Genomic DNA, 15,624 nt, shown 5'->3' with positions numbered 1-15,624 from the left:
GAGGCATCCGAGTTGCTTCTGAAAACGGGCATGAGCATCGCGCGCCGCCTCCTCTCGATCGTCCTCGGGCCCCAGCTCCCGGCGACCGCCGGACCGGTCGGGCTCCTCCGGCGCTCGAGCGCCCGGCCCGCCGGCCTCGACGCCATCGGCGTCTACTGAAGCGCGCACCTCAGAACAGGCCGATCGCGAAGTTGATCGCGCCGATGTCTTCGTAGCTTTCCTTGGTCACGTTGAAGCCGTAGTCGACGGCGAGCGGACCGACCGGCGTCTGAACGCGGACGCCGCTGCCCACCGCGACGCGCATCGGGAACGCGCCCTTCGTGAAGGGGTACGTCGGGTCGGTCCATAGGTTGCCGATGTCCCCGAAGATGACCGTCTCGAAGGGGCCGCGGACCGGGATGCGGAGCTCGATGCGCTCGTTCGCCATCAGGTTGCCGCCGCGGATCGGGCGCGTCGCGGGCGTGAACTTGTTCGGGTTCGGGACCAGCGGCGCGTTCGGCGCCGGGTTCGTCGGATCGGGGATCAGGTCGGGCAGGTCCTTCGACGCGAAGATGCGATCGACGTTGTCCTGCGGGATGAAGCTGTTCAGCGTCCAGCCGCGCATCGTGTCGACGCCGCCCATGAAGAAGAGGCGATCGGGGTAGGTCTGCGAGGTCGGCGTGATCTGCAAGTTCACGCCGATGCGCGTGAGCGCGGCGATGCGGAGGCCCTTCGGGAGCGGGATGTAGCCGCCGAACGTCTGCGTGATCTTGAAGAAGTGCGACTCCGGCGGCGAAGGCTTGTTGCGCGCGCGCGCGTTCGCGAGGTTCACGTCGGTGGGGAACGCGTCGACGTGCTCGATGCCGGTGACGACGTAGGTGCCGCGCGTCGCGTTGAACGCGTTGTCGCGCCGGTCCCAGGTCGCGAGGAGGCGCTGCGAGAACGCGTACGTCTCGCCGTCGGGGACGAGCAGCTGGCGCACGAGGTCGGTGATGTTGAAGCCCTGCGCGAGGAGCGAGGCGAGGTAGTCGTTCGCGCTGCCGGCGCGGAAGATGCGCGAGTTGTTGAACTCGAAGCTCTGGAAGAACGTGAGCTGGACCTCGTTGATCGGGCGGAAGTTGATGTTCGGGATCGCGGCGACCTTCGTGAGGAAGAAGTCGCGCTGCAGGTCGTGCACGAGGAGCGTGTCGATGCCGGAGCGCACGAGCGGGCCGAGCCCGATCTCGGGGAACACGAGGCCCGCGGTGGCGCGGACGCCGAGGCGCGCGAGCGTGTTGAGGTTCCGGTAGTTCTCGCGCGCGACGGGATCGATGATGAACGGCGTCGGGATGTACGAGAGCTGGAGGCGCAGCGTGAGCTGCACCGCGTTGCCCCACAGGTTCGTGTGGCCGTATTCGCTCCGGATGCGGAAGCCCTCGCCGGTCGAGAAGCCGGGGCTGATCTCGGTGTATTGCCGCGGTCGCTCCGCCACCGTGATGATGACGGTCTTGATGCGCTGCGGGACGTAGGGGTTCTCGAGCGACACCGTGACGGAAGAGAACGCGCCGAGCGTCGCGATGCGCTCCTCCGTCTTGCGCACGAGCGACGCGCGGTAAGGCTCGCCCACGATCAACGCGATGCGCTTGTTGATCGCGCTGTCGCGCGTGAACCTGTTCCCGCGCAGCACGATGTTGCGGACGATGACCTTGTCGTTCTCCGAGACGCCGAAGCGCACGCGCGTCCGCGTGTGATCGGGCGACTGCTCGAGCGCGTACTTCACGTCCGCGAACGCGTAGCCCTCCTCCTTGTACGCCTCGATGACGCGCCGCCGCGCCTCCTCGAGCTTGATCGTGCTGACGTACTGACCGAGCTTCACGTCCGCGGCGGCGGCGAGCTGCGCCGGCGAGAGCGCGCCCTGGCCGTTGAAGGCGATGTCCCAGAGCTGCGAGCGCGGTCCGAGCTTGACCGGCACGCGGAGCCACACGCGCGGCTCGCACTCGATGCCGTGGGCGGCGTCCGGCAGGCACGTCGCGCCTTGCTCGAGCGGCGGCACCGGGAGCGGGAGGCCGATGCTGTCGTAGGTGCAGATGTCGGCCGAGGCCGAGGTCCGGCCCGGCTCCGCCGTCGTCGGCACCGGCATCGGCGTGCACTCGCCCGGCGGCGAGCGCGGATGGCAGCGCCGGCGCACGACCTGCACCGGACCGACCTGCGCCGAGAGGAAGCCCTCCGAGCGATAGAGCTCCTGCACGTGCGCCACCGCGCGCTCGTAGGTCTCGGGGACGTAGGTGTTGTGCGGCTCGAGGTCGAGCGGCGCGGGGCGCGTGCCGCGGTTCGTGCCGAGCGAGACCGAGATCGTCTCGTCGAGCAGGCCCGGGCGCGGAGCGGCGAAGACGTCGTTCCCCGGCAGCTCCTCCTCGAGGAAGCTGTCGATCTCCTGCCCGATCGCGCGCGCGCTCCTCGGCCCCGCCTCGGTGAGCAGGCGGATGTCGGCTTCGCGCAGGCACGGGTACGAGCGCGCCGCGACCTGCACGCGCTCGCCTTCGCGGACGTGGAACACGAGGTAGCTCGGGCGGCTCCCCTCCCCCGCTCGGTTCTCGAGCGTGACGACGGCGTCGAGGAAGCCGTGCTTCACGTAGAACTCGACCACCTTCTGGACGAGGTGGTTCGGGGTCCGGTCGGTCTCCTCCTCGAGGTCGAGCACGCCGTCGAGCGTGCCGCGGTCGAAGTGGTCGTTGCCCTCGTAGCGCGTCTCGTAGCGCGTCCCGAAGTCGACGCGCACGCGCAGCACGACGAGCCCGCGATGGAGCACGACGTCGTGCGAGACGTCCGCGCGATGATGACCGCGCGCGCGGATGCGGGCCTCGAGCGCCGCGTCGGCGGCGGCGAGGTGCACCTCGTCCGCGCGCGCGCCGGTCTTCAGCCCGTAGAACCGCTCCGCGTCCTCGCGCTCCTCCGGCGTCGCGCCCTCGGTGTAGATGACGCGCCGCTCGATCTTGCGCGGCGCGCCCACCGTCACGCTCACGTCGACGCGGACGCGGAGCGGATCGGTCCTCGAAGGCCTCGTCGTGATCGCGACGCTCGGCCCCGAGAACCCGTGGCGCTGCAGGATCGCCTCGAGCCGCGTGTGCTGCTTCGGGAGCTCGCTCGCGACGACCTCGCCGTCGGTCGCGAGATCGAGCTCGCGCACGATCTCGTCGGCGTCGAGCGGCGCGCCGTGGAGGTCGACGCGGACGGAGTCGATCACCTTCCGCGGCACGACGCGGATCGTGACCTTCACGCCCGCGTCCGTGAGCGTGAGCTCGGAGCGCGCGTCCGCGAACGCGCCGTTCGCGAGCACCTCCGCGAGCGCGTCGCGGAGGCCCTGCCGGCTCAGCGGATCGCCCGGCTTCAGCGTGCCGACGGTGGGCACCGTCACGTCCGGCCACACCCGCGCGTCGTCGGGGTCGATCGTGACCTCCACCCCCTCGACCACCATGTTGAGGTACGGCGTGAGGTCGGGCCCCGCGGTCAGCTCGGGGGTGGGGTTGCCGAGCGGCGGGACCGGCGGCGGCGTGAGGACGGTGACCTCGTCGCCGACGTCCGCGCGCGCGTGGCGCATCGACCCGAGGAGGAACGCGAGCGCGACGAGGATCCAGCCGACGCGCATCGAGGCGCGCATCTTAGTCGCTAGGGAACGGGCTCGTCGAAGTGAATGCACCAGTTGTAGAGCCGTTTCCCCGAGCGGGAGCGGGTCGCGTCCGAGTCGCGCAGGTTGCCGCGGGGCCCCGTCTGCGGGCCGGCGCGCTGCCCGCGGACGCCGGTGAAGGCGTAGCGGATCCGCCGGTCGTCCGCGGTCGGCTCCGCCTCGAGCGTGATCGCGATCGTGTCGGGCCCGGTGACCTCCACCTTCGCGATCGCCGGCGACGAGCTCGCCGCGTCCATGTACTCGAAGCCGAAGTTATTGGGATCGGAGACGAGGGTCGTGTCGAGGACGATCGGCGGCGACGGCACCGCGAGCTTCACCGTGATGACGGCGCCGTCGCGCGTCACCTCGATCGGCCGGAGCGGCTCCCACGGCTGCCCTTCGAGGACGACCCGGCGATAGGCCTTCGCGTAGTCCTCCCCCATGTGGCGATACCCCTCCGCCGTGAGGTGCACGCCGTCCTTCGAGTACGGCAGGTGGTACTTCGGACCGACGAGGACGACTTTGCCGGCGCTCGCGAGGTGCGCCGCGAGCTGCGCCGCTGGGATCGCGCTCGTCGTCGTGCCGCCCATCATCTTCGTCCAGCTCGAGATCTGGGTCTGGAAGAGCGGGACCGGCTCGGTCTGCCCGGTGAGCGCCTGCACGTCGCGCTCGTAGTCGGCCTGCCACGCGAGGAGGTCCGCCTCGTAGCGCGTGCTCTTCTCGGCGTGATCGGACTCGCCGTGCACGGTCGTGACCGCGCGCACGACGTAGCTCTTGCCGAGCGCCTTCGCGATGTCGCGCGCGGCGGTGACCTGCGCCATCCCGTTGTTGTAGAACCTCGTGCCGCGCTTCAGCTGCGCGTAGGTCCGCGCGCCGGACGCGTGGACGCTCATGAGGACGTCGTGCTCGCCGCCCGCTTCCCGCGCGAGCTCGGCGACGAGGTTCGCGAACGACGACGACATCGTCTCGACGATCGCCTTCGAGCCCGGGATGTTGTCGCCCTCGGTGAGGGGCTGGAACGACTCGAGCCCTTCCCCGCCGGCCATGACGCCGGTGTTGAACATCAGGTTGCCGAACGGCTGCGTGAGCGTGAGCGCGGGCGCGCCGGAGACGCCGACGGCGAGGCTCTGCCCGGTGGAGAGCACGTGGTTGACGTCGCGCGGGACGTAGCCGATCGGCGCGGGCGGCCCGGCGTCGACTTCGATAAGCGGCGGCGGAGCGCCCGCGTCGATCGGGGGCTCCGGGACCGCGGGCGGCGGCGTCGCGACGCGAACGGCGGAATGGCAGGCGAAAAGGAGCGCCGCCACCGCTGCTGTCCCGATCGAGCGCATGCGCGCCGATGGTGCCAGGATCGCGCATCTTCACAAGAAACTTCCCTCTCTACCCCGAGCGCGCGACGCTTTGTTCGATGGCCGACGCGCGAAGACCCGAGGGCCGCTTCTGGCTCTTCCTCGCGGTCGGCGTCGCGTGTCTCTTCACCTTGAACCTCGTATTCCTCCCCGACGTCCTGAGCGCGCCCTCCGAGGTCGACGCGGGCGCGCCGATCGCGAGCGTGCCGCCGCTCGAGGTCGAGCCGCCCGCGGTGAGCGTGACCGCGAGCGCGCCGCCGGCGCTCCCGGCCGCCGCGCGTGTCCCCACGATCGTGGCGCGGTTCGAGGCGGAGGCGAAGGCGCCGGTCGACGAGCTCGGCGTCCGCGCGCTCGCGACCGCGATGATCGAGGACCACGAGGCGAAGGTCATCCTCGAAGGGCACAGCGATCAGTTCGGGGCCGACCACTTCAACCACGACCTCAGTCTCGAGCGCGCGAACCTCGTGAAGGCGCGCCTCGTCGAGCTCGGGGTGAGCGAAGAACGGATCGAGACGGTGGGTCTCGGATCGACGCGGCCGCTCCGGCCCGACATCCCGGATGCAGCGTCGGTGAATCGTCGCGTCGAAGTAAGATGGGTCGGGAGGTGAGATGGACGCGGTCCTCGGCGCATGGGTAGTGTCGATCCTCGGTGCGGCGGCCTTCGCCGGCGCCGGCTACGTGCTCGGTCTCTCGAAGGCGCCGGCGCCGGTACCCGTGGCCGCGCCGGTGGAGTCGACGCCAAAGAAGAAAAAGAAGAAGGCGGGTGAGACGCCGTCCGCGCCGTCGCTGCCGGCCGCGCCCGCGGCGGCGGAGGCGGCGGAGGCGGCGGAGGCGGTCACGCCCGTCGCGCCGAAGGTCGAGGACGAGGTCCCGCCCGCGCCCGAGTCGCAGTCGGCGATCAAGACGGTGTTCCCGCCGCCCGCGGAGACGGAGCCGGAGCTGCCGGACGACGACGGCGAGGACCGGCCCACCTTGATGCCCGACGTCGCGACGCACGAGGCGATGGTGCAGAGCTCGGTCGCGACGATCCCGCCGTCGCCGCGCGCGCCGTCGCTCCAGATCGACGGCTTCGATCACGACGCGACGCGCGCGATGATCCGCGACGCGCTCGCGCAGGTGGAGCACGCGGCCGAGCAGACGCGCGCGCTCGAGGCGGTGAAGGTCGAGCTCGAACGCCAGGCGGAGGCGGCGCGCAACGATCTCCGCAACGAGGTCGTCCTCCGCGCCGCGGCGGAGGCGCGAGCGGAGGAGCTCTCCGATCGCCTCGTGCGCGCGTCGGAGGAGGCCTCGAGCCTGCGCCATCGCGTGAACATGCTCGATCGGCAGGCGAAGCTGCTCCGCGAGAGCCTCAAGGGAAAAGGTCCGATCGACGATCCGCGCCGCCGCGACGAAGAAGCGGAGGAGATGCGGCTCAAGCTCCGTGACGTCGTGCAGAAGCTCGAGCGCGCGTCGATGCCGCCGCCCTCGCAGGGCGGACCGCCGGCCTCCAACCGCACCGGCACGACGCTGCCGCCGGACTCGATCCCGCGCGCTGCGCTCGCGACCGCGGGCCTCCCGCGCTCGCTCGTCCCGATGAACGACGACACCGCGATCCTCCGCGAGGAGATCGCGCGGCTCGCGCAGGAGAACCGCGCGCTGCGGGCGCAGACGCTGGGGAGCTTCCCGCCGAAGAAGGCCGGCAGCGCGCGCGAAGACGCGCCGGCCGAGGTCGACCTCGACGTCTACAAGCTCGTGATCGATCGCCTCACGAGCATCGCGGGCCTGAAGGGCGTCTGCCTCGCCGACGAGGTGGGCGCGGTCCTCCTCGGCAACGGAGAGCTCGCCGAGAACCTCGCCGCCTTCGGCGCGTACATCCGCGACGCCGGCGCGCGCACCGATCGCCTGCTCCCGCTCGACGGCGTGGAGGAGGTCGACATCCGCGATCGCAACGGCATGTTCCTCTCGACGCGCGTGGTCCTCCACGATCCCTCGGAGCTCGCGGTCGTCTTCCTCGCCTCCGCCGACGCGTCGCTCGTCGCCGCGAAGAAGGTCATCGACGACACGCTCTGGCTCAAGAAGGGCTGATCAGCGGCACGCCTGCACGCGCTCGCCGCTCACGATGAACGCGCAATTGAGGGCGTTCGCCTGACATTCGTAGAACGTCCCGCTTTCGCCGCAGCCCGGATCGTCTTTGAAGCCGCTCCCCGCACAGCCGAGGCCGACGAGGCTCGTGCAGCTCACGATCCGGAAGCCGAGCTCGATCTGGCCGTCGCAGTTCCAGTCGCCGTCGCTCCCGGAGGTAGGAAGGCGCGTCGAGAAGACCGACACGCCCGGGTGGCGCTCCGGATCGTGGTCGTCGCAGTCGAACGGCCCGGCGTCACCGGAGCACTCCTTCCGCTCGTAGCCGTCTCCGTCGCAGTCGCACGGCTTCACGCACGAGCGCGCGTCGGCGTCCGCGTCCGCGCCGCCGTCGTGACTCGCCGCCTCCGCGCCCGCGTCCTCCGTCACGCCCGCGTCCACGTCCGCGTCCTCTCCCGCGTCCACGTCCGTCGTCGCGGCTTCCGCGCCGGCGTCGAGCGGCGCGTCTCGCTCCTCCGAGTCGTAGTCGCTGCACGCGGCGAAGGCCGCGGCGGCGAGCGTCATGACGACCGTGATCCGGCGGAGCACTCCCCCAGACTAACCCATTGTGGACACCCTGGGTCTTCGCCGCCCCATCCGATCGAATCGATCGTGCTCGAGTCGATCACGGAGGTATGGAGCTCGGATCACGCCGGCGAAAGGGCGGCGCGCGGACCAGCTATCTCCGCGGCATTTCAGATTCCATCACCTGGCACGTCGGCTGCTGAGGACGGAAGCGATGGCCGGCGACGTCTCGCGTTACTCCCTCGGGCGGATCCTCGGACGTGGCGGCAACGCCACCGTCTACGAAGCACTGGACCGAAAGACGCGGCGCCGCGTGGCGCTCAAGGTCCTGCCCGAGACGCACCTCGACTCGATCACGAAGGCCCGCTTCAGCCGCGAGGCGCGCACCGCCGCGTCGATCCGTCACCCGAACGTCTGCGAGGTGTACGAGTCGGGCTTCTTCGACGACGGCCGCCCCTACGTCGCGATGGAGCTCCTCGAGGGCGAGTCGCTCCGCGAGGTACTCATCCGCGAAGGGCGCCTCGAAGAAGAGGAGGCGCTCGAGATCGGCGTTCAGATCCTCGCCGGGCTCCAGGCCGCGCACGAGGCCGGCGTCATCCATCGCGACGTGAAGCCGGAGAACGTGTTCGTCACGCGCGCGCGCGGTCGCGTGACGGTGAAGGTCCTCGACTTCGGGACGTGCCGGCGCATCGATCACAGCCTCGACTCGCAGACGCTCACGCTGACGGGCTTCGTCGTCGGCACGCCCGGCTACCTCTCGCCGGAGCAGGCGTACGGCGAGCGCGACCTCGACGCGCGCGCCGACCTCTTCTCGGTCGGCCTCATCCTCTTCGAGGCCCTCACCGGCCGCCCCGGCTTCCTCGGCCGCACGTGCGCGGAGCTGATGGACGGCGTGTCGATCCGCGTCCCGCGCGTCACGCGCTACCGCTCGATCAACTGGATGTTCGACGCGATCGTCTCGAAGGCGACCGAGCCCAACCTCCGCGAGCGCTACGCGTCGGCGGCGGAGATGCAGCACGACCTCCTCGAGGCGCGCACGGTGATGCGCCGCGAGGGCTCGCACGCGCGCAAGGCCGCGCAGGCCGCCGCGACGCGCCCTGCGCCCGTCGTCGTGAGCGGCTCCGACTGTTGGGACGTCCCGACCCAGCGCTACGTCGCTTGAGCTTCGTATCGTCCGGCTCGTCGGATCACAGCTGCGGCGCGCGCGCTTTGCGTGCATAGTCCACGGCCGGTGAGCCGCACGCGCAGCGTATTGCAGCTTGCAGCAGCGGTCCTGTTCGTCGCGAGCTGCCACGACGCGCAGTTGAAGCCCGACGCGCCGACGGTCACGTGTCGGGCGCCGCTCGCGCCGGCCGCCTTCCGCCTCGTCGATCGGTTCGACGGCGTCCGCTTCTTCGGACCGCTCGCGCTCGCGCGCGCCGGCCGCGACTGGCTCGTCGCCGGACAGGACGGCAAGGTCGTGCGCGTCGTCGAGAGCGAGGGCACCCACACCGCGGTCCCGTTCCTCGATCTCGGCGCCGTGCTCGCCGAGACGACCGGCGAGTCGGGCCTCATCGGGTTCGCGGCCTCGCCCGACTACGTGACGAAGCCCGAGGTCTTCGCCGTGTACACCGGCCGCTCGGACGTGCCCGGCTCCGTCTTCCGCCTCGTCTACTCGCGCTTCACGAGCCGCGACGGCGGCGCGACGATCGACCCGGCGACGGAGGAGATCCTCTTCACGATCGAGCGCGAAGAGAAGGGGCACAACGGCGGGCGGCTCGTGTTCGGTCCCGATCGCCTGCTCTACGTCGGCATCGGCGACGGCTCGTGGGGCGATCCCCTCCGGCGGGCGCAGGATCCCGCGCAGCTCTTCGGCAAGATCGTCCGCCTCGACGTGCTCGGCGCCGCGCGCCCGGAGCCCGAGGTGTTCGCGATCGGCCTCCGCAACCCTTGGAGCTTCTCGTTCGCTCCCGACGGCCGGCTCTGGGTCGGCGACGTCGGTCACGAGCACTACGAAGAGATCAACATCGTCACGAAGGGCGGCAACTACGGCTGGCCGATCCACGAGGGGCGCCACTGCTTCGTGACCGCCCCGGCGCCGTGCGAGGTGCCGGGCGGCGCGATCGATCCCGTGCACGAGTACGCGCACGCGGACGGGTTCTCCGTCACCGGCGGCTACGTGTACCGCGGCTCGCAGCCGGAGCTCGCGGGTCTCTACGTGTTCGGCGACTTCATGACCGGCCGCCTCGCCGCGCTCGACGCCGCGAACCCGAGCGACGACGCGCGCCTGTTGCTCGACAGCGGCCGCTTCATCTCGGCGTTCGGTGAGGACGACGACGGCGAGATCCTCGTCGTCGACTTCGCCGGCCAGGTCCTCCGCCTCGAAGCGAACGCGGCGGGGCAGGAGGAAGCGGCGACGCTCGGCTCGCTCGGCTGCCTCGACGATCCGAGCCTCATCCCCTACGACGTGAACGCCGAGCTCTGGTCCGACGGCCTCGACAAACGGCGCTGGCTCGGGCTCCCGGGCTTCCCCATCCACGTCACCGACGAGGAGACGTTCCACTTTCCGATCGGCACCGTCCTCCTCAAGGAGCTCTCCGCGCACGGGCAGAAGATCGAGACGCGCATGCTCACGAAGTCGGTCGACGAGAGCTGGCTCGCGTACACGTTCGAGTGGAACGAGGGCCAGACCGACGCGGTGCTCCTCCGCGAGGGCAAGTCGGTCGACGTCGACGGCGTTCCGTGGACGGTGCCGAGCCGGAGCCAGTGCTCGGCCTGCCATCGGCGCGGCGCCGGCACGGTCCTCGGCTTCACGCCGCCGCAGCTCGCGCGCGGCGATCGGCTCGACGTCCTCGCCCAACGGGGACTGCTCGACCGCCCCGTCGACGGAGCGCGCGTGACGCCGCTCGTCGATCCGTTCGATCCGCTGGCGGCCCCGCTGGAGTCGCGCGCGCGGAGCTACCTCGCCGCGAACTGCAGCCAGTGCCACAGCGGAATGGGCACCGCGGTCGACCTCCGCTTCACGACCGCGCTCGCCGACACGCTCACGGTGTGTCGAACCGCGAGCGCCTCCTACGACCTCGCGTCGGACACGAAGCCGTTCGTGATCCACCCCGGCGACGCGGCGAGCTCGGTGCTCTACCAGCGAATGAGCCACGCCGAGAGCGGCCTCATGCCCCCGCTCGGCCGCGCCCGCGTCGACACCGCGGCGGTGGACCTGATCTCGTCGTGGATCGACGGCATGAAGCCCTGTCCGTAAGCGACCTGCTCGGGAGTCCTCGCGGACCGCTCGGCAATCCAGACAGACCATTGGTCGAATAGCCTTCTTCGCCGCGGAATTCTGCCTCGCGATCGAGCATCGTATTCGTGCGCAGCCTCGAGATCGAGAGCGACGACGATGACCTCGACCCGCCCGGATGACGACGTCCGCAGAGTCCTTCGCATCGGCCGCTCGAAGAGGCGCACGGTCGCGAAGTGGCTCGTCCTCGCGCTCGCCGTGGTCGTCGTCGCGCTCGTGGGCGTGCACCTCCTGCGCCGGCGGGCGGCGGCCAAGAGCCCGCAGTACGTCACGGAGCGCGCGCTCCGTGCGGACGTTCACGTCACGATCTCGGCGACCGGCAAGATCCAGGGACTGAACACGGTCGAGGTCGGCGCCGAGGTCACCGGCAAGGTCCTTCGTGTCCTCGTCGACTACAACGATCGCGTCAAGAAGGGTCAAGTCCTCGCGGAGATCGATCCCGAGCAGCTCAACGCCGCGCTGGAAGAGACGAACGCACAGGTCCTCTCCGCCGAAGCGAACATCCGCACGGCGCAGGCGAACGTGCTGGAGTCCAAACAGGCCCGCGACCGCGCCGAAGAACAGGCCGCGCAAGGGCTCATCTCGCAGAAGGACCTCGAGGCGGCGCGCGCGGCCGAGGCGCGCGCGCAGGCGAGCTTGTCGAGCGCCACCGCGAGCGCGAGCCTGTCGCGCGCGTCCCTGAAGTCGGCGCAGTCCAGGGTGGGCAAGACGAAGATCCTCGCGCCCATCGACGGGATCGTCCTCGCGCGCGCCGTCGAGCCCGGTCAGACCGTGACCGCCGGATTCCAGACGCCGGTCCTCTTCCGCGTCGCGGAGGATCTGACCAAGCTCGCCCTCCACGTCGACGTCGATGAAGCCGACGTCGGGCGCGTGAAGGAGGGAGGCGCGGCGACGTTCACGGTCGACGCCTATCCTCAGCGCACGTTCTCCTCGAAGGTCGTCTCGCTGCGCAACGAGCCGAAGTCCTCCCAGAGCGTCGTCTCGTACGAGGCGGTCCTCACCGTCGACAACGACGAGCTGCTGCTCCGCCCGGGAATGACCGCGACCGCGACGATCACGTCGGAGACGATCGCGGACACGCTCGTCGTGCCGAACGCCGCGCTTCGGTTCGTGCCTCCCGTCAGCCCGGGCGTGGCCCCTCCCCCACCGCCGAAGGCCGACGAGAAGCGGGTCCATCTCCTGCGCGGCGGAGCACCGGTGTCGATCCCGGTCAAGACGGGCGCAACCGATGGACACGTGACGCAGGTCGTGAGCGGAGAGGTCGCGGTCGGAACCGAGGTGGTCGTCGATGTCGTCGTACCCCGCTGAGCCCCTCATCGAGCTCGCGGACGTGAGCAAGGTCTACGGCTCCGGAGACGCGGAGGTGCGGGCGCTCGACGGCGTCAGCCTCTCGATCGCCCACGGCGAGCTCGTCGCCGTGATCGGGGCGAGCGGCTCGGGCAAATCGACGTGCATGAACGTCCTCGGCTGCCTCGATCGACCGACGTTCGGCTCCTACCGCTTTCGTGGGGTCGAGGTGACCGAGCTCGATCTCGACCAGCTCGCCCTCCTCCGTCGCCACTACATCGGGTTCGTCTTCCAGGGCTTCAACCTGCTCGGCCGTACGAGCGCGCTCGAGAACGTCGAGCTCCCGCTCATCTATCGTCGAGTCGGCGCCGGCGAACGCCGCGAGCGCGCGATCGAGGCGCTGCACTCGGTCGGCCTCGCCGGTCGCGAGCACCACACTCCGGCCGAGCTCTCCGGCGGGCAGCAACAGCGCGTCGCGATCGCGCGGGCGATCGTCACCGAGCCCTCGCTCGTGCTCGCGGACGAGCCCACCGGAAACCTCGACTCGGCGAAGAAGAGCGAGATCATGGTCCTCCTCTCCGAGCTGAATCGAACGCGCGGCATCTCGGTGGTGATGGTCACCCACGAGCCCGACATCGCGTGCTGGGCGAGGCGGATCATCCGGTTCAGGGACGGCCTCGTCGAGAGCGACGTGCCCAACGTCCCCACTCCGCCCCCGTCCGTTCCTCCCCGGTCGAGGACATGATGTGGGTCGCGACGCTGTTCATGGCGATCCGCGAGATCCGGCGCAACGTGATGCGCTCGGTCCTCACGACGCTCGGCATCGTGATCGGCGTCGGCTCGGTCATCGCGATGGTCACGCTCGGCCAGTCCGCGACGTCACGCGTGACGAGCGACATCGCGAGCCTCGGTCAGAACATGCTCATCGTCATGCCCGGCTCGGCCCGGCGCGGTGGTCCTGTCACCGTCGCCGCCTCGCCGTTCCGGCTCGAGGACGTCCGCGCGATGGAGAAAGAGGTCGCCGACCTCGCCGGCGTCGCGCCGACGACGACGAAAGGAGTGCTCGTCGTTTATGGCAATACGAATTATTCGAGCATCGCGTACGGCGCGACGAATGCCTACTTCGCAGTGCGGGGGCTCAAGATCGTCCGCGGTCGAGACTTCTCGGAGGGAGAGCTCGCCGGTGGAACCCCCGCCTGCATCCTCGGCGAGACGGTGAGGACGAAGCTCTTCGCCAACCAGGAGGCGCTCGGCACGACGATTCGTGTCGGCACCGTCGCCTGCAACGTCGTCGGTCTGCTCGAGTCGAAGGGGCAGAATACGTTCGGACAAGATCAGGACGACTTCCTCGTCATGCCGCTGACCACGCTCCAAAGGCGGCTCGCGGGCAACGTGGACATCTCGACGATCTACGTCTCGGTCGCGGACGAGCGCGAGCTCGCGCGGACACGTTCCCGGATCCAGGGAGTGCTCCGCGATCGGCGCCGGATCCAGCCGGGACAAGAGGACGACTTCAACGTCCAGGACACGAAAGAAATCGCGAACACCGTGAGCAGCGTGACGGGAGTGCTCACGGCGCTGCTCGGCGCGATCGCAGCGGTGAGCCTGCTCGTCGGAGGGATCGGAATCATGAACATCATGCTCGTGTCGGTGACCGAGCGGACGCGTGAAATCGGTATTCGACTCGCGATCGGCGCGCTCGCCGAGGAGGTCCTGCTCCAGTTCCTCGTCGAGGCCATATTGCTCTGCGTGCTCGGCGGCGGGATCGGCGTCGCGTTCGGCCTCGGCGGCTCCTACGTCGCGACCCGCGTGCTCTCGATGCCGTTCGTGATGGATCCCTCGATCGTCGTCCTCGCGTTCGCGTTCTCGGCCGCGATCGGCGTCGCGTTCGGCTTCTTCCCCGCGCGCAAGGCCGCTCGTCTCAACCCGATCGAGGCGCTCCGTCATGAATGAGCGACGAGCGCGCGCGACGGTCATGCTCGCCGGCTGCCTCACGGCGCTCCTCGCGCTCGCGCCGGTCGCGCGCGCCGAAGGTGAGGCTCCACGGAGTACGATCGACGACCGGACCGTCATCGAGATGGTGCTCGCGACGAATCCCTCCCTCGCGGCCGCCAGGAGCGACCTTCGCCGGGCGCAGCTCCTCGAAGAAGCCGAGCTGCACCGCTATCCCTTCACGCTCGTCGTCGACGGAAAGGGCCTTCGCAGCGGCGCGCCCCAGCTCGGCGCCGCCGGTCTGACGTTTCCGACGTCGACGACGTTCTCGACCGGGGCCGAGCTGCGCCGAAAGCTCATTTGGGGAACGGACCTCTATGTCCGACTCGAGGCGACGCGGCAGCAGTCGAATACCGTCTTCGCGTTCACACCTCCCGGCGGCGCGCCGGTCCAGCAGATCTTCCAGCTCGGTCCCGGGTATGGCGGGATGATGCGGCTCGGCTTCACGCAGCCGCTCCTCCGCGGCGCAGGTCGTGACGTCGTGCTCGCGAACCTCGACGCCGCGAGGGTGAACCGGAGGACGGCAGACTCCGCGCGCGACCGCACCGGCAGCCAGCTCCTGCTCGACGCGCTCACGGCGTACTGGGAGCTCTACTACGCGAGCCGATCGCTCGACATCCAGCGACGAACCCTCGAATTGGCGCGCGACCAGCGCGAAGAGGCGGCCGCCCGGGTCAAGACCGGGAGCTTGGCGCCGGTCGAGCTGCTCACGTTCGACTCGCGCATCGCCTCGCTCGAGGAGGAGCTGGTCGCGGTAGAGGCCGAGGAGCGCCGTCGCTCCACCGCGCTCGGGCGCCTCGTCGGAGACCCGGACCTCACGCCTCGCCGCGCCGTCGACGAGGAGCCCCGGCATCGCGACTTCGCTCCTTCGAGCGATCTACGCCGGCGCGCGCTCGAGAGCTCTCCCGAGATATCCGAGCAACGAAACACCCTCGCCCTGGCCGAGGTTCAGGCGCGGACGGTGGCGGATCCCTTCCGGCACCGACTCGACGTCGATGGATACGTTCAGGCCAATGGCCTCGGCAACCGCGAGGTCCCCCCGGTCTTCGATCAACTCGGCGCGCTCAAGGCGATCACGGCGCAGGTCACGCTGACGTACGAGGCACCGCTGGACAACACCCGCTATCGCGCGGAGCACGAGCGGGCGCTCGTCGCCGTGACCGCCGCGAAGCAGCGCCTCGATTCGACGATCCAGAAGGTGACCGCCGATCTCGACGACGCGGAGCAACGGCGCGTCTCCGCGACGCTTCGCATCGGTCTCGCCGATCGCACGCTGGCGGTCTCGAAGAGCCAGCTCGACTCCGAAAAGGCTCGGTTCAAGACGGGGACCGGCACCGCGCTACAGGTGCGTGTCGCCGAAGACCAGGTGCGGACCAGCGAGCTGCGAGCCGTTCGAGCCCGCGTCGATCTCGCGATCGCCGACCTCGGCCTTCTCCACGTCAGCGGAGCCCTCGTCCCGCAAGCGGCGCGCTGAT

Annotated in this window: 11 protein-coding genes; 8 read left to right on the top strand and 3 right to left on the bottom strand. The window is 70.2% G+C overall.

The features are described from left to right. Window positions 1-169: 169 nt before the first annotated feature. Window positions 170-3,604, bottom strand: coding sequence for a BamA/TamA family outer membrane protein (locus tag KF837_31155; protein ID MBX3231824.1), 3,435 nt, complete (start codon window positions 3,602-3,604; stop codon window positions 170-172). A gap of 20 nt (window positions 3,605-3,624) precedes the next feature. Further along, window positions 3,625-4,929 (bottom strand): hypothetical protein, encoded by a 1,305-nt coding sequence (locus tag KF837_31150; GenBank protein ID MBX3231823.1) that lies wholly within the window; start codon window positions 4,927-4,929, stop codon window positions 3,625-3,627. Window positions 4,930-5,030: 101 nt separating this feature from the next. Here KF837_31150 and KF837_31145 point away from each other — a divergent pair, with 101 nt between their 5' ends. Both KF837_31145 and KF837_31140 read left to right on the top strand, forming a co-directional pair. Continuing rightward, window positions 5,031-5,579: an OmpA family protein gene (locus KF837_31145; GenBank protein ID MBX3231822.1), complete on the top strand. Its 549-nt coding sequence runs from the start codon at window positions 5,031-5,033 to the stop codon at window positions 5,577-5,579. A gap of 1 nt (window position 5,580) precedes the next feature. Beyond that, window positions 5,581-7,035: a hypothetical protein gene (locus tag KF837_31140; GenBank protein MBX3231821.1), complete on the top strand. Its 1,455-nt coding sequence runs from the start codon at window positions 5,581-5,583 to the stop codon at window positions 7,033-7,035. Here KF837_31140 and KF837_31135 read toward each other — a convergent pair whose 3' ends face one another. Beyond that, window positions 7,036-7,617 carry a hypothetical protein gene (locus tag KF837_31135; GenBank protein MBX3231820.1) on the bottom strand — a complete coding sequence of 194 codons (582 nt, stop codon included), beginning with the start codon at window positions 7,615-7,617 and terminating at the stop codon, window positions 7,036-7,038. 190 nt (window positions 7,618-7,807) lie between these two features. On the opposite strand from KF837_31135, the gene KF837_31130 reads away from it, so the two are divergent. From KF837_31130 to KF837_31105, 6 genes are all read left to right on the top strand, one after another. Continuing rightward, window positions 7,808-8,755, top strand: coding sequence for a serine/threonine protein kinase (locus KF837_31130; GenBank protein MBX3231819.1), 948 nt, complete (start codon window positions 7,808-7,810; stop codon window positions 8,753-8,755). Window positions 8,756-8,824: 69 nt separating this feature from the next. Then, complete coding sequence (locus KF837_31125) at window positions 8,825-10,831, top strand: PQQ-dependent sugar dehydrogenase (protein ID MBX3231818.1); 2,007 nt, start codon at window positions 8,825-8,827, stop codon at window positions 10,829-10,831. A 138-nt stretch (window positions 10,832-10,969) separates the two neighbouring features. After that, window positions 10,970-12,178, top strand: a complete 1,209-nt coding sequence (locus tag KF837_31120) for an efflux RND transporter periplasmic adaptor subunit (GenBank protein MBX3231817.1) — start codon at window positions 10,970-10,972, stop codon at window positions 12,176-12,178. Continuing rightward, complete coding sequence (locus KF837_31115; GenBank protein ID MBX3231816.1) at window positions 12,159-12,902, top strand: ABC transporter ATP-binding protein; 744 nt, start codon at window positions 12,159-12,161, stop codon at window positions 12,900-12,902. Before KF837_31120 ends, KF837_31115 begins: the two co-directional genes overlap by 20 nt. Continuing rightward, window positions 12,899-14,110, top strand: a complete 1,212-nt coding sequence (locus KF837_31110) for an ABC transporter permease (protein ID MBX3231815.1) — start codon at window positions 12,899-12,901, stop codon at window positions 14,108-14,110. Before KF837_31115 ends, KF837_31110 begins: the two co-directional genes overlap by 4 nt. Further along, on the top strand, window positions 14,103-15,623 hold the full coding sequence (locus tag KF837_31105) for a TolC family protein (GenBank protein MBX3231814.1): 1,521 nt from the start codon (window positions 14,103-14,105) through the stop codon (window positions 15,621-15,623). Before KF837_31110 ends, KF837_31105 begins: the two co-directional genes overlap by 8 nt. Window position 15,624 lies beyond the last annotated feature (1 nt).

This window comes from Labilithrix sp., assembly GCA_019637155.1.
In the GTDB taxonomy this organism is placed as follows: Bacteria; Myxococcota_A; Polyangia; order Polyangiales; family Polyangiaceae; genus Labilithrix.
This window is presented reverse-complemented; position numbering and strand designations above follow the sequence as displayed.

Excerpts from the sequence above, each read along its gene's own strand:
- KF837_31130 (MBX3231819.1), top strand. The coding sequence starts at position 7,808 with ATGGCCGGCGACGTCTCGCGTTACTCCCTCGGGCGGATCCTCGGACGT.
- KF837_31110 (MBX3231815.1), top strand. The coding sequence starts at position 12,899 with ATGATGTGGGTCGCGACGCTGTTCATGGCGATCCGCGAGATCCGGCGC.
- KF837_31140 (MBX3231821.1), top strand. The coding sequence starts at position 5,581 with ATGGACGCGGTCCTCGGCGCATGGGTAGTGTCGATCCTCGGTGCGGCG.
- KF837_31105 (MBX3231814.1), top strand. The coding sequence starts at position 14,103 with ATGAATGAGCGACGAGCGCGCGCGACGGTCATGCTCGCCGGCTGCCTC.
- KF837_31155 (MBX3231824.1), bottom strand. The coding sequence starts at position 3,604 with ATGCGCGTCGGCTGGATCCTCGTCGCGCTCGCGTTCCTCCTCGGGTCG.
- KF837_31145 (MBX3231822.1), top strand. The coding sequence starts at position 5,031 with ATGGCCGACGCGCGAAGACCCGAGGGCCGCTTCTGGCTCTTCCTCGCG.
- KF837_31115 (MBX3231816.1), top strand. The coding sequence starts at position 12,159 with ATGTCGTCGTACCCCGCTGAGCCCCTCATCGAGCTCGCGGACGTGAGC.
- KF837_31120 (MBX3231817.1), top strand. The coding sequence starts at position 10,970 with ATGACCTCGACCCGCCCGGATGACGACGTCCGCAGAGTCCTTCGCATC.